Raw genomic sequence first — 12,627 nt, 5'->3', positions numbered from 1 at the left:
CGGCGCGCGAAGCTGTCGATTCCTAGACTTCATTCCGAGTGGGCAGGCGCATGGTGCGCTTGCCGCCGAACCCGGAAAGAAGGACCCCATGAACATCGATCAGCGCGAACTTCGCCATGTCGCGGAGGCCGCAGCGCCCCGCGTCGACCTGTACGCCGGCATTCACAAGGCGCTGCGTGCGCTGATGGCCGACAGCTTGCTGGCTGTCGGGCGCATGGACAGCGACGACGCGCTGGAACTCGCGCAGGTCACGCAGCGCGTGCTGGAACTGCTCGACTTCTGCCGCTCGCACCTGCAGCACGAGAACGATTTCATCCACCCTGCGATGGAGGCGCGCGCGCCCGGTGCCAGCGGCCAGATCGCGCACGAGCACGAGGAGCACCTGCAGGCCATCGTCGCGCTGGCGGCGCAGACCACGGCGCTGCTCCAGTGCGAGCCCGCGTTCCGCGCCGCGCGCGCGCTGGCGCTGTACCGCGCGCTGTCGCTGTTCGTCGCCCACAACTTCGAGCACATGCATGTCGAGGAGACGGCGCACAACGCGGTGCTCTGGGCCCGCTACACCGATGCCGAGCTGATCGCGATCCACGACGCGCTGGTCGCCTCGATCCCGCCCGAGGAGATGATGTTCGTGCTGCGCTGGATGGTGCCCTTCATGAACCCGGCCGAGCGCGCCGCGATGCTGGGCGACATGCGCGCGCACGCGCCGGCGCCGGCCTTCGCTGCCGCGCTGGATCTCGTGCGGCCGCATCTGGGCGAGCGCGAATGGGCCAAGCTCGGTGTCGCCCTGGGGCTGGGGCAGGGCTGAAGCCCCGCTTCAGCCCGCGATCTCGGTCAGCGCGACCGGACGCTCCACCCGCAGCAGGAAGCGTCCGCGTCCGGTCTTCTCGATCCGGATGTGCGGGCTGTTCTCCTGCAGTCGGCGTTGCAGCAGCACCAGCCGGGCCTCGAGGTTGTCCGAGAGGTCGGGCAGCCTCAGCGCCGGATCGAGCCGCAGCTCGCGGTTGCTGAACTCGCTGCGGCCCTGTTGCGTGTGCTCGCGCAGGAGCTTGCCGAAGATGGCGCCGGCCACGCCCTTGATCAGGTAGCTGTCGCCGATGAAGATGCTGCTGTTGGCGAGGTAGTGGCGCACCGCGATCGGTGCGCCGGAGGGTGGCGGCGCACGGCTGGGCGGTTCTGCGGCAGCGGCGGCTTCGTCGCTCGTTCGCAGCAGCTCCAGCGCGGCGCCGAGGTGGCCGGCGATCGCGACCAGCGCGTCCTCGTCCTCGAAGCCGAAGCGCAGGTCGAGCGGACTCTCGACGAACAGCGCGCCGAGCAGGCGGCCGCTGGAGACGATCGGCACCGCCAGCTGGCTGTGCGGCTCGGCCAGGCCCGGGAACGGGATCTCGGTGTCGAGCACCAGGCCGGGCTCGATCTCGCGCATGCTGCTGCGCATCGCGTGGCTGTAGCTCGCCGCGTTCGTCATGTGGCTGATGCGCACCGGCGTGCACTCGCGCGCGGCGACGCCGATCACGCCATGGCCGATCTCGATCTCCGAGCCGACGCCCGAGCTGGCATAGCCGCAGCTCGCCACCGTGTAGAGGCGGTCGCTGGCGCCGTCGCGCATCAGCACCATCGCGTGGCGGATGTCGAGCTGGTCGTTGAGCACCGCCAGCACGGCCTGCAGCAGCTCGTCGGTCGCGCAGCAACCGGCCAGCCTTTCGGCCGAGCGGCGCACGCCGGCCAGCAGGCCATGGCGGGGCGGCGGCAGGGGCAGGCGCTCGCCCTCCAGGGCCTCGATGGCCTCGACCTCGTAGAGGTCGGCGCCGAGCAGGCGGAACACGCCCGCCATGCCCGAATGGGAGGCGATGCCTGCGAGCTGCGCCTTCATGCCCTCGAAGCGCGGTCCCTCGGTCTCGGTGCGCAGGTAGCGCAGCTCGAGGCGATAGAAGGCGGCGGTCACCGGGTCCATCACCAGCACCGTGCTGCGCGGGTTGGCCAGGATGTTCTGCCGCGTCTTGTTGAAGAACTGGAACGACAGCGCGACATGCCGCTGGTCGACGTACCAGACCTGCGAGATGTAGGCGACGTTGGGCGTGCCGTCTTCCGAGCAGGTCGCCATCATGGCCGGAATGGCGCCCTCGAAGCAGGCGCGGATCGCGTCCAGCGACGGTGGCGGCGGGTGGGCGCTCATCGCGTCAGGCCGCGGGCAGCGCACTGCCTGCCCGGGGCCCGGGCGTCTGGTCGTAGGCCTCGGTCGGCGTGAAGCGGATCGCCACCACGTCGGCCAGGTCGAAGGCCAGCATCGCGCGCACGAAGCGGGCGTCGTAGCCGACGCAGGCGACCTCGTCCTCCATCGAGCGCAGGTAGCGGCCCAGCAGCGGCCGGTCGCTCTCGACGGCGGCGCGCAGTTCGGCGCGGCGGGCCTTGACCTGCACCGTGCGATGGCTCATCGGCTGGCTGAAGACCACCGCGATGTGGCCGGTGGCTGCGACGTCCTGCAGCAGCTGGCGCGACTGGCTGCGCGAGACGTAGACCGTGACCTCGCTGGCGTCGGCCGCGATGCCGGTGCCGACCGCGCGCATCAGGCTGGGCCGGTGGTCGGCGTTGCGCGAGGCGACGATGGCCGAGACGCCCTTGTCGATCATCGCGATGTGATCGGGACTCAGCAGCGGGCGGGCAGGGGCGGCGGACATGGGGCAGGGCCGGTCGGCGGGATGCGGCATTGTGATTCAAAGTCCCGCCGCCGTCCGTTTTGCGGACGGCCTACGCCAAGCGGCCGAGGCGCCGGCCGCGTGGCTCAGGCGGCCAGGCGAACTTCGGCGAGCGGCGCCGGACTGACCCGCAGATGGCGCGTCGCGCTGGCGGTGCGCATCACGGCCGACAGCAGCGAACGGAACCAGATGTGGCCCGGCGCGTGCTGGTTGCGGCCGTGCCAGAGCTGGTAGAAGCGCATCGGCGGGAAGTCGATCGGCGCCGGCACCACCGCCAGGGGCAGCATGGCCGCGAAGTGCAGCGCGAAATGCCGGCTGGTGGTGAAGATCAGGTCGGTGCCGGGAAGCAGGTGCGGAGCCATCGCGAAGTAGGGCACGGTCACCGTCGGCTTGCGCTGCAGCCGCTGGGCCGCCAGGTGGGTCTCGACCACGCCGCGCTGCAGCCCGCTGTAGAGCAGCGGCACCACGTGCGAGCCCTCCAGGTAGTCGCTGGCGACCATGCCGCCGGCGGCCGGATGGTCGCGGTCGACCAGGCAGACGATCTCGTCCTCCAGCAGCAGCGTGGTGCGCAGGTGCTCGGGCGGCTGCGGCCAGTTGCCGATCACGACGTCGATCTCGCCGTCGGCCAGGGCGCCGTCGTAGTCGTAGTCGGGCCCGAGCGGCTGCAGCAGCATGCGGGCCCCGGGCGCGGTGGTGCGCAGGTAGTGCACCACCGCCGCCATCAGCGGCGGCGCCAGGTAGTCGGGCGTGCCGATGCGGAAGGTCTGGCGCGTGGTGGCGGGGTCGAAGACGTCGCCGGGCGAGAGCAGGGCGTCGATCTCGCCGAGCACCACGCGCACCGAGGCCTCGAGCTGCAAGGCGCGCTCGGTCGGCACCATGCGCTGCTTGTCCTTGATCAGGAGCGGGTCGTCGAAGATCTCGCGCAGCCGTTTCAGCGCGGTGCTGATGGCCGGCTGCGACTGGTTCAGGCGGGTCGCGGCGCGCGAGACGCTGCGCTCGTTCATGAGCATGCTGAACACGCGCAGCAAATAGGTGTCGAAGGGATCATTGGAGCGTGACATGGCTTGTCTCCTGCACAACTTTGGTGCCCCGGGGCACCGGCGCCAGTCGCCGGCGGGCTCCGGGGCGGCGCTTTGCTATGCCGCTGATTGCTGCCTAGCGATTGGCGTGCCATGGTTGCCTTCCTAAAGTCGGGCATTCCTCTTGCTGCACCACAACATGACCACCACCCTGACCCCCACGCGCCGCGGCGCACTCCAGATGCTGGCCGCCGGCGCCGCCACGCTCGCGCTGCCCGCCTTCGCCCAGTGGCCGGACAAGCCGATCAAGATCATCGTCACCTTCCCGCCCGGCGGATCGAGCGACATCCTGGCGCGCGTGATGGCCGAGCAGCTCGGCAAGAAGCTGGGCCAGGCCGTGGTGGTGGACAACAAGCCCGGCGCCGGCGGCACCATCGGCGGCGCCCAGGTCGCGGCCGCCGCGCCCGACGGCTACACCTTCATGCTGTCGAACACCACGCCGGTCGCGCTCGGCCCCTTCACGCTCGACAAGCAGCCCTACGACCCGGTCGCCGCCTTCACCCACATCGCCTACCTGGGCTCTGCGCCGCTGGTGATCATGGCCAGCAAGCCCTCGGGCATCGCGAGCTTCGCGGATCTCGAGGCCCGGGCCCGCAAGGACGGCCGGCTGGACTTCGGCTCCGGCGGGCCCGGGTCGATCGGCCACATCCACGGCGAGCTGATCAAGAAGACCACCGGCGCCAACCTCGTGCACGTGCCCTACCGCGGCGGCGCCCCGATGACCACCGACCTGATCGCCAACGTGATCCCGGTCGGCATCGATGTCATCACCGCTTACGTGCCCTTCTTCAAGAGCGGCCAGCTGGTGCCGCTGGCCGTGACCGGCAGCGCCCGCTCGCCGCTGATGCCCGAAGTGCCGAGCATCGTCGAACTGGGCCAGCCCAAGCTGGTGCTGGAGAACTTCTTCGGCCTCAGTGCGCCGGCCAAGCTGCCGCCCGAGATGGTGGTGCGGCTGCACGACGCCTGCAACGAGGTGCTGGTGATGCCCGAGGTGCAGAAGAAGCTGATCGAACTGGGGATCGTCGCCAAGCCCGAGAGCACGGCCCGTTTCGAGGCCATGGTCAAGGAGCAGGTGGGCGTGCTCGGGCCGACGGTGAAGGCGGCGGGCATCAAGCTCTGAGGCTCGGGGTCGATGCGGTCGCGCGGGTTCCCTGAGTGTCCGGCCGGTCGCGATAGTGGCAAACTCGATGGGTTTTCGACAACCTAGGAGGACACTGCCATGGCATTGCGCATCAACGATCTCGTTCCCGATTTCTCGGCCGATACCGACCAGGGACCCATCAACTTCCACGATTGGATCGGCTCGGGCTGGGCGATCCTCTTCTCCCACCCCAAGGACTTCACGCCGGTGTGCACGACCGAGTTCGGCGTGGTCGCGCAGTTGGCCGACGAGTGGGCCAAGCGCGGCACCAAGGTGGTCGGGGTCTCCGTCGACGGCGTGGCTTCGCACCAGAAATGGAAGGGCGACATCGAAGGCGTCGCCGGCGTCAAGGCCGGCTTCCCGATCATTGCCGACGAAGGCCTGGAGGTGTCCAAGGCCTTCGACATGCTGCCGGCCGAAGCCTACCTGCCCGATGGCCGCACCCCCGCCGACACCGCGACGGTGCGCTCGGTGTTCATCATCGGTCCGGACAAGAAGCTCAAGCTCTCGATGACCTACCCGATGTCGGTGGGCCGCAATTTCGCCGAGGTGCTGCGCGCCCTGGATGCCTTGCAGCTGACCTTCAACGTTCCGCTGGCGACGCCTGCCAACTGGACCGTGGGCGAGGATGTCATCGTCGCGCTCGCGCTCAATGACGACCAGGCGCGCGAAAAGTACGGCAGCATCGACATCAAGCTGCCCTACCTGCGGACCGCCAAGGCGCCGAAGTAGGCCGAATCAGTCGGCGAGCGTGAGCAGGGGCACGTCGCGCTCGCGCGCCATGGCCTCGAGCTGGTCGCGCGTGCGGGTGCCGATCCAGCCGGCGAGCGCTTCGTGCGTCCCGGACGCGAACATGTTCGCCGGCGCCAGGCCGGCTGCTTCGCAGAGGCGCGCCGCGAAGTGCGGCTCGAGCGCCGCGACCGCCACCCGGCCATCCGCGCAGGGGTAGACGCGGTAGCCCGCATGGGCGCCGCCGACCGCGCCCGTGGGCGTCGTCAGGCCCCAGGTCCGCGGCAGTGCGAGCCAGTCGGCAGCCGCATTGAGCGCGACTTCCAGATAGACGCCGGCGGTGTGCGAAGCCCCGGTGCGCAGGGCCGCCTGCAGCACGGCTTCGCTCGCGAGCAGCGCGCCGCCCATGTCGGCGAACAAGGTCGGCGGCAGCGCGGTGCCGGTGACCAGGCCGCTCTCGGCCAGGTAGGTCAGGTCGTGGCCGGGCTCCTCGGCGCGCTCGCCGGGCGCGCCGACGATCGCGACCTGCGACAGCCGCGGATGCAGGGCCTGCAGCGCCGTCCATCCCAGCCCCAGCTTGGCCAGTGCCGAGGGCCTGAACGAGGTCAGCAGCACATCGGTCTGGCCCAGCGCCTCGTGCAGGCGCGCGCGGCCGGCGTCGGCCTTGAGATCGACGACCTCCACGGTGACGCCCGCGTGCAGCGCGGCATAAGCGGCGGCGTTGTAGAGGCCCATCGGATCGCCCGCGGGCGGCTCGAACTTGAGGCAGGTCGCGCCCATGTTGCGGCAGCGCAGCAGGGCGGCCGGACCGGGCAGGTTCAGCGCCAGGCTCAGCACGCGCACGCCGGCCAGCGGCGCGAATGCAGGTTCGGGAGAGACGGGATTCGGCATGAGGGCGTCCTTGGGAGTGTGTCGCCTCGGAGCTTACCGGCTTGCCGCCGCCGGCCTACGATGCACCTTGCGATCCGTTCAGCAACACCCCGACAAGGAGACATCCATGTTTCAAACCGATCTGATGGCCGGCCAGCGCATCCTGGTGACCGGCGGTGGCACCGGCCTCGGCCGCTCGATGGCCGAGCGCTTCCTGGACCTCGGCGCCGATGTGGCGATCTGCGGCCGGCGCCAGAGCGTCTGCGAGGAGACCGCAGCCGACTGGCGCACCCGGTTTCCGGGGAGGCGCGTCGACACCTTCGGCGTCGACATCCGGAATGCCCAGGCGGTCGACGAGATGATCGAGAGCCTCTGGCAGTCGGGCGGGTTGACCGGGCTCATCAACAATGCGGCGGGCAACTTCGTTTCGCCGACCGAGGCGCTGTCGCCGCGCGCCTTCGACGCGGTCGCCAACATCGTCTTTCACGGCAGCTTCTACGTCACGCAGGCGGTGGGCAAGCGCTGGGTGGCGGAGGCGAAGGAGGGCCGATGGAAGGCCGGCGATCCTTTCCGCAGCGTCATGAGCATCATCGTCACCTGGGTCGACAACGGCAGCCCCTATGTGGTGCCGTCGGCGATGAGCAAGGCCGGCATCGAGGTGATGACCAAGTCGCTGGCGGTCGAATGGGCGCGCTACGGGATCCGGCTCAACGCGGTCGGCCCGGGCGAGATCCCGACCGAGGGCATGAGCAAGCGGCTGAATCCCGGCGAGGAGCCCGGGGCACGCAGCAAGGCGCTCAACCCGATGGCGCGCACCGGGATGATGAGCGAACTGCAGAACCTCGCGACTTTCCTGATGGCACGCGGCCAGTGCGACTGGCTCACCGGCCAGAGCATCATGATGGATGGCGGCAGCGCGCTGGCGACCGGCGGCAACTTCTACGAACTGCGGCAGTGGAGCGATGCCGACTGGCTCGCGGCACGCGAGCGCATCGAGGCACAGAACTCGAAGGACAAGGCTCAGCGCTGAGGTCGAACGCCCGCCGGCCGGCGGGTCAACCGGCCCCAGGCCCGGCCGGCCATGCCCTGGTTGATCACCAGCCCGGCCAGCACCGCCGCGGTACCGAGCCATTGCGCCGGGCTCGGCTGCTCGCCGAAGGCCAGCGCCGCGGCCGCCAGTCCGACCACCGGCACCAGCAGCGAGAACGGCACCACGCGGCCGGCCGGATGGCGCTGCAGCAGCCGGGTCCAGAGCGTGTAGGCCAGCAGGGTCGCGAACCAGGCCAGGAACAGCACGGCCAGCAGCGCGCGCAGGTCGAGCCCGCCGATCTGCCGCAGCACCTGCGCCGGGCCGTCCATCGCCACTGCCAGCAGGGTGAAGGGCAGCACCGGCACCAGGCTGCTCCAGACGATGAAGCCGAAGGGGTCGTAGCCCGGCGCGGTCCGCACCGCGAAGCGAACCACGACGTTCGAGGCGGCCCACATGAAGGCGGCCGAGAGGGTGAGGATGAAGCCGATCAGCGTCATCTGGCCGGGGCCGTCGCCGTGCGCCGTGGCAATCACCAGCAGGCCCGCCAGCGCCACCGCGAGACCGAGCCACTGGTTGCGTTGGGCCCGTTCGCCGAGCAGCGGCCCGGCCAGCAGCAGCGTGAAGAAGGCCTGGGTCTGCATCACGACCGAGGCCATGCCGGCGGTCATGCCGAGTTGCAGGCCGAGGAACAACAGCCCGAACTGGCCCACGCCCTGCGCCAGCCCGTAGGCCGCGAGGAAGCGCCAGGGCATCGCCGGACGCGCCACGAACATCAGCAGCGGCAGCGAGGCGGCAGCAAAGCGCAGCGCGCCCAGCAGCATCGGGCTCAGGCCCTGCAGCCCGAGCTTCATGACGACGAAGTTCAGGCCCCAGATCAGCACCACGCACAGCGCGCGGGCGAGGTCGGCGCGACTCAGGGCCAGAGGCGGATTCGTGCTCATCAGGGCGCGCGCCGGGCGCGGGCCGCCTTGAAGGCCATGAAGGCCTCGAGACTGGTCTTCTTCGGCACGTAGCCGAACTCGGTCTTGAGCCGCTTGTTGCACAGCACCGGGCGATAGCGCAGGAAGTCGAGCTGCTCGGGGCCGTAGCGGCTGATGCCGAGCCGCGAGCCGACTGCGAGCGCGAGCCGGAGCAGCGGCGCCGGGATCGACAGCAGCGGCTTGCGCAGCAAGGCTGCGATCTGCGGCAGGGTCAGTGCGCCGTCGCCCGCGACATTGAAGCAGCCGGTGTGGCCGGTCTTGATCGCGTGCACCACGCAGCCGGTCACGTCCTCGTCCCAGATGAAGACGAAGGGGCTGTCGCTGCCGCGGATCGCAAGGATGCGCGGCTTGTCGAACAGCGCCGTGATCTGGTTGTGCACCTGCGTGCCCAGGATCGTGCCGATGCGCAGCACCGTCTGCTGCAGCGCTGGATGCCGCGCGCGGTACTCGGCCAGCATCTCCTCCACCAGCCGCTTGTGGTCAGAGTAGGCGAAGGCGGGATTGCCGCGCAGCGCATCGTTCTCGTCGATCCAGGCCGGGTTGTCGGCGTGGTAGCCGTAGGCGGCGCCGCTCGACGACACCACGATGTGGCGCACGCCATGGGCCACGCAGGCCTCGAGCACGTTGCGGGTGCCGAGCACGTCGACCGAATGCTCGAACTCGCGCGTGCTGCCGGGGCCGGGCGTGACGATCGAGGCCAGGTGCACCACGGCGTCGATCGCGTGCTGCTTCAGCGTGGCGCCGATCCCGGCGTCGCGCACGTCCTGCACGGCATAGCCGACGCCGGGCACGCGGCGCATCGCCGGCACCTCGCGGACGTCGAGTGCGACCACGCAATCGATGTCGGGCAGCGAGGCGAGGGCGGCCACCACCGTGCGGCCGAGAAAACCGTCGGCGCCGGTGACGAGCACCCGCCGCGCCGCGATGGGCAGAACTGCAACCATGGGGAATCAGGCCGAACGCGCGGCCGGTGAAGTCAGGGGGCGGCGCGCCCACCAGGCGGCGAGCCCGAGGCCCGCGATGATGTCCCAGAAGCCCCAGACGCCGGCGACCACCGCCATGCCGCCGAGGCCGCCGAAGAAACTGAAGATCAGCACCAGGCCGAGGCCGGCATTGCGCACGCCGACCTCGAAGCTGACCGCGCGGCGGTCGTACTCGGCCAGGCCGGTGGCGCTGGCGCAGGCGTAGCCGGTGGCGAAGGCCAGCGTGTCGTGCAGCACCACCGCCAGCAGCACCAGGCCCACGTAGTCGAGGAAGTAGCGCCAGTTGCCGGCGATCGCCGCCAGGATGAAGCCGATCAGGCAGACGAAGCTCAGGATGCGCGCCGGCTTCTTGATGCGTTCGGTGAGCCGCGGCAGCCAGTGCGAGCAGGCCAGCCCGATCACGAAGGGCGCGCCGATGATCGCGATGATGTGCAGCACCATCTCGGCCGGGTCGAGCGCGATGGTCTTAAGCAGCGGTGCGGCCGCGGGATGCAGGCCGCCCCAGAAGGCGAAGTTGAGCGGCATCACGACGATCGAGATCAGGTTCGAGATCGCGGTCATCGACACCGACAGGGCCACGTTGCCGTTGGCGCGGTGGGTCAGGATGTTCGACACGTTGCCCGGCGGACAGCAGGCCACCAGGATCATGCCCAGCGCGATGCTCGGCGCCGGGTTCAGCAGCAGCGTGAGGCCGAAGGTGACCGCCGGCAGCACGATGAACTGCGCCGCGATGCCGACCGCCATCGCCACCGGCATTCGCGCGACGCGCTTGAAGTCGGCGACGCGGGTGTCCAGCGCGATGCCGAACATCAGGAAGCCGAGCACCGCGTTGAGCGCGATCAGCGAGGCCGGGTTGAAGTTGAGTCGGATTTCGTCGACAGGCAGCATGTTCGGCTTTCTCAGGCCAGCGTCGCGGCGGCTTCACGCACGGCGCGGCGATAGGCGTCCTTGTTGACGTAGTAGGCCATGCGCTCGAGCTTCAGGTAGCTGTAGCCGCCCGAGAGGTCGGGTGTCGGGCCGGCCTTGGCCTGCTTCATCGCGGCCGCCTGCGGACGGCCTTCGGACTGGGCCTTGAAGTAGCGCGCCACCAGTTCGGCCTGCTCGTAGCGGCCCTGCCAGCCGATGCCGCTGGCCTCGATCATGCCGAGCACCGCCAGGTTGTCGAAGCCCGGCGCGAAGATGTTGAGGTAGAGCTTGGGCGCCATGCCCTGCCAGTTGAGCCAGGTGCGGTCGATGAAGGGGTAGTGCAGCTTGTAGCCGGTGGCGCACAGGATGAGGTCGTAGTCGCGCGCGCTGCCGTCCTTGAATTGCACCGTGTGGCCGTCGAAGCGCGCGATGTCGGCGCGCACGCCGATGTCGCCGTGGCCGATGTGGTGCAGCACCAGCGAGTTCACCACCGGATGCGATTCGTACATGCGGTAGTCGGGCTTCGGGAAGCCGAAGCGCACCGGGTCGCCGGTGAACCACTTGAGCACCTTGGCGTCGAGCCTCTGCTTGATCCAGGCCGGCAGCGGCCGCTTGCCGCCGAGCGTGTCGGCCGGTTTGCCGAAGATGTACTTCGGCACGAAGTAGTAGCCGCGGCGCACCGAGATGTCGACGCTCTTCGCGTAGTGCACCGCGTCGACCGCGATGTCGCAGCCGCTGTTGCCGGCACCCACCACCAGCACGCGCTTGCCCTCGAACAGCCGCGCATGCTTGTAGGCCGAGGTATGCAGCAGTTCGCCGTCGAAGCGGCCCTCGAAGCGCGGCATGCTGGGTTCGGACAGCGTGCCGTTGGCGATGATGACGCCCTTGTATTCGGCGCTCTCGATGCGGCCGTCGCCGGCGTCCACGCTCACGCGCCAGAGCGTCGAGGCGCTCTCGGTCACCGGCTCGACGCGGATCACGCGGGTGCCGAAGCGGAAGTGGCGGCGCAGGTCGAAGTGGTCCGCGAAGTCGCTGAAGTAGCGGCTCAGCTCGGTATGGCTCGGATAGTCGGCCACGCTGTCGGCCATCGGGAACTCGGCGAACTCGGTGGTGCGCTTGGACGAGATCAGATGCGCCGACTGGTAGACCGTGCTGCGCGGATTGCCGATGTTCCAGAGCCCGCCGACATCCGCGTAGGCCTCGAAACCCTGGAACGGGATGCCGAGCTTCTGCAGGTTGCGGGCGCCGGCGAGCCCCGAGGGGCCGGCGCCGATCAGGGCGATTTGCTGGTGCGAAGGCACGGGTGCGGACACGGGTTGGCTCACGAAAGAAGACTCCGGCGGAAAAGGGGGACAGCGCTCAGCGCGCGCTGGGTTCGTTGGGTGTGGGCACGCGGGGCGCCGCATCGGCGGACAGGCCCGGGATCGGCGTCGCGCCGGGATCGCCCGCGCGCGGCTTGCGCGGCTGGCGCAGCAGCAGGGCGTCGTGCCAGGCGTCGGGCAGCAGGCCGAGCGCACTCGACAGCCAGCCCAGGCGGCGCGGCAGCACCAGCTGCTCCTGCCCTTGCGCGAGCGCGTGCAGGATGGCGCTGGCCGCGGCTTCGGGCGCCATCAGTCCCGGCATCGCGAAGCGGTTGCCGGCGGTCAGCGCGGTGCGCAGGTAGCCCGGGCTCACGGTGCAGACGCCGACGCCGCTGGTGCGCAGTTCGGCCCGCAGGCTCTCGAGGTAGCGGATCAGGCCGCCCTTGCTGGCGCAGTAGGCGCCGTTGCCTGGCAGGCCGCGGCGGCCGGCCAGGCTCGCGATGCCGGCGAGCATGCCCCGGCCGCGCTCGCGCATCGGCGCGACGAAGGGCTGGAAGGTGGTGGCGACGCCGAGCAGGTTGATCTCGAGGATGCGGCGGAACACCGCCAGGTCGGAAGCCTGCGCGGTGTCGAAGCCGCCGGCCACGCCGGCGTTGGCGATCACGGCGTCGGGCGTGCCGAAGCGGCTGGCCCAGTCTTCGGCCATGGCTTGCATCGCGACGCTGTCGCTGACGTCGGGCGTATAGACGATGCAGCGCCCCGGCGCGGTCGCGGCCAGCGTTTCGAGCGTGGCGCGATCGAGCCCGACCAGCGCGACCTTGGCCCCACGGCCCAGCGCCTGCGCCGCCAAGGCGCGGCCCAGGCCGCCGCAGGCGCCTGTGATCACCAGGTTGTCTAGAGGAAAATTCATCGGAATCG

13 protein-coding genes are annotated in these 12,627 nt (G+C 70.1%); 4 read left to right on the top strand and 9 right to left on the bottom strand.

Features of this window, described 5'->3' with window-relative positions:
• Positions 1-88 precede the first annotated feature (88 nt).
• A complete protein-coding gene (locus QTI45_RS22210; protein ID WP_286655921.1) occupies positions 89-805 on the top strand; it encodes a hemerythrin domain-containing protein in 717 nt (238 codons plus the stop codon).
• Between the two features lie 9 nt (positions 806-814).
• Here the strand turns inward: QTI45_RS22210 and QTI45_RS22205 are convergent, their stop codons facing one another.
• The 3 genes from QTI45_RS22205 to QTI45_RS22195 form a co-directional block, all read right to left on the bottom strand.
• Positions 815-2,170, bottom strand: a complete 1,356-nt coding sequence (locus tag QTI45_RS22205; protein WP_286655920.1) for a GAF domain-containing protein — start codon at positions 2,168-2,170, stop codon at positions 815-817.
• Between the two features lie 4 nt (positions 2,171-2,174).
• Positions 2,175-2,672, bottom strand: coding sequence for a pyridoxamine 5'-phosphate oxidase family protein (locus QTI45_RS22200; RefSeq protein ID WP_286655919.1), 498 nt, complete (start codon positions 2,670-2,672; stop codon positions 2,175-2,177).
• 104 nt (positions 2,673-2,776) lie between these two features.
• Positions 2,777-3,751, bottom strand: coding sequence for a LysR family transcriptional regulator (locus tag QTI45_RS22195; protein WP_286368118.1), 975 nt, complete (start codon positions 3,749-3,751; stop codon positions 2,777-2,779).
• Positions 3,752-3,908: 157 nt separating this feature from the next.
• On the opposite strand from QTI45_RS22195, the gene QTI45_RS22190 reads away from it, so the two are divergent.
• Positions 3,909-4,889: a Bug family tripartite tricarboxylate transporter substrate binding protein gene (locus QTI45_RS22190; protein WP_286655918.1), complete on the top strand. Its 981-nt coding sequence runs from the start codon at positions 3,909-3,911 to the stop codon at positions 4,887-4,889.
• Positions 4,890-4,988: 99 nt separating this feature from the next.
• The gene (locus QTI45_RS22185) at positions 4,989-5,642 is read left to right on the top strand and encodes a peroxiredoxin (protein ID WP_286655917.1); all 654 of its coding nucleotides are present in this window, start codon (positions 4,989-4,991) and stop codon (positions 5,640-5,642) included.
• Positions 5,643-5,648: 6 nt separating this feature from the next.
• Here the strand turns inward: QTI45_RS22185 and QTI45_RS22180 are convergent, their stop codons facing one another.
• On the bottom strand, positions 5,649-6,530 hold the full coding sequence (locus QTI45_RS22180) for a CoA transferase (RefSeq protein ID WP_286655916.1): 882 nt from the start codon (positions 6,528-6,530) through the stop codon (positions 5,649-5,651).
• Positions 6,531-6,636: 106 nt separating this feature from the next.
• Here QTI45_RS22180 and QTI45_RS22175 point away from each other — a divergent pair, with 106 nt between their 5' ends.
• Positions 6,637-7,539, top strand: coding sequence for an SDR family oxidoreductase (locus QTI45_RS22175; protein WP_286655915.1), 903 nt, complete (start codon positions 6,637-6,639; stop codon positions 7,537-7,539).
• Here QTI45_RS22175 and QTI45_RS22170 read toward each other — a convergent pair.
• The 5 genes from QTI45_RS22170 to QTI45_RS22150 are packed head-to-tail and all read right to left on the bottom strand — an operon-like array spanning position 7,530 to position 12,619.
• Positions 7,530-8,480 (bottom strand): EamA family transporter, encoded by a 951-nt coding sequence (locus QTI45_RS22170; protein WP_286655914.1) that lies wholly within the window; start codon positions 8,478-8,480, stop codon positions 7,530-7,532. The genes QTI45_RS22175 and QTI45_RS22170 overlap by 10 nt on opposite strands.
• The gene (locus tag QTI45_RS22165; RefSeq protein WP_286368112.1) at positions 8,480-9,463 is read right to left on the bottom strand and encodes an SDR family oxidoreductase; all 984 of its coding nucleotides are present in this window, start codon (positions 9,461-9,463) and stop codon (positions 8,480-8,482) included. The genes QTI45_RS22170 and QTI45_RS22165 overlap by 1 nt, the downstream gene beginning before the upstream one ends.
• A 6-nt stretch (positions 9,464-9,469) precedes the next feature.
• On the bottom strand, positions 9,470-10,390 hold the full coding sequence (locus QTI45_RS22160) for a bile acid:sodium symporter family protein (RefSeq protein WP_286368111.1): 921 nt from the start codon (positions 10,388-10,390) through the stop codon (positions 9,470-9,472).
• 11 nt (positions 10,391-10,401) lie between these two features.
• Positions 10,402-11,733, bottom strand: a complete 1,332-nt coding sequence (locus tag QTI45_RS22155) for a flavin-containing monooxygenase (RefSeq protein ID WP_286368110.1) — start codon at positions 11,731-11,733, stop codon at positions 10,402-10,404.
• A gap of 34 nt (positions 11,734-11,767) precedes the next feature.
• Positions 11,768-12,619: an SDR family oxidoreductase gene (locus QTI45_RS22150; protein ID WP_286368109.1), complete on the bottom strand. Its 852-nt coding sequence runs from the start codon at positions 12,617-12,619 to the stop codon at positions 11,768-11,770.
• Positions 12,620-12,627: the final 8 nt, after the last annotated feature.

Origin of the sequence: Variovorax saccharolyticus (assembly GCF_030316765.1) — a bacterium.
GTDB classification, from domain to species: Bacteria; Pseudomonadota; Gammaproteobacteria; order Burkholderiales; family Burkholderiaceae_C; genus Variovorax; species Variovorax saccharolyticus.
This window is presented reverse-complemented; position numbering and strand designations above follow the sequence as displayed.

Coding starts and splice junctions, on each gene's coding strand:
- QTI45_RS22210 (WP_286655921.1), top strand. CDS start 89: ATGAACATCGATCAGCGCGAACTTCGCCATGTCGCGGAGGCCGCAGCG.
- QTI45_RS22205 (WP_286655920.1), bottom strand. CDS start 2,170: ATGAGCGCCCACCCGCCGCCACCGTCGCTGGACGCGATCCGCGCCTGC.
- QTI45_RS22200 (WP_286655919.1), bottom strand. CDS start 2,672: ATGTCCGCCGCCCCTGCCCGCCCGCTGCTGAGTCCCGATCACATCGCG.
- QTI45_RS22195 (WP_286368118.1), bottom strand. CDS start 3,751: ATGTCACGCTCCAATGATCCCTTCGACACCTATTTGCTGCGCGTGTTC.
- QTI45_RS22190 (WP_286655918.1), top strand. CDS start 3,909: ATGACCACCACCCTGACCCCCACGCGCCGCGGCGCACTCCAGATGCTG.
- QTI45_RS22185 (WP_286655917.1), top strand. CDS start 4,989: ATGGCATTGCGCATCAACGATCTCGTTCCCGATTTCTCGGCCGATACC.
- QTI45_RS22180 (WP_286655916.1), bottom strand. CDS start 6,530: ATGCCGAATCCCGTCTCTCCCGAACCTGCATTCGCGCCGCTGGCCGGC.
- QTI45_RS22175 (WP_286655915.1), top strand. CDS start 6,637: ATGTTTCAAACCGATCTGATGGCCGGCCAGCGCATCCTGGTGACCGGC.
- QTI45_RS22170 (WP_286655914.1), bottom strand. CDS start 8,480: ATGAGCACGAATCCGCCTCTGGCCCTGAGTCGCGCCGACCTCGCCCGC.
- QTI45_RS22165 (WP_286368112.1), bottom strand. CDS start 9,463: ATGGTTGCAGTTCTGCCCATCGCGGCGCGGCGGGTGCTCGTCACCGGC.
- QTI45_RS22160 (WP_286368111.1), bottom strand. CDS start 10,390: ATGCTGCCTGTCGACGAAATCCGACTCAACTTCAACCCGGCCTCGCTG.
- QTI45_RS22150 (WP_286368109.1), bottom strand. CDS start 12,619: ATGAATTTTCCTCTAGACAACCTGGTGATCACAGGCGCCTGCGGCGGC.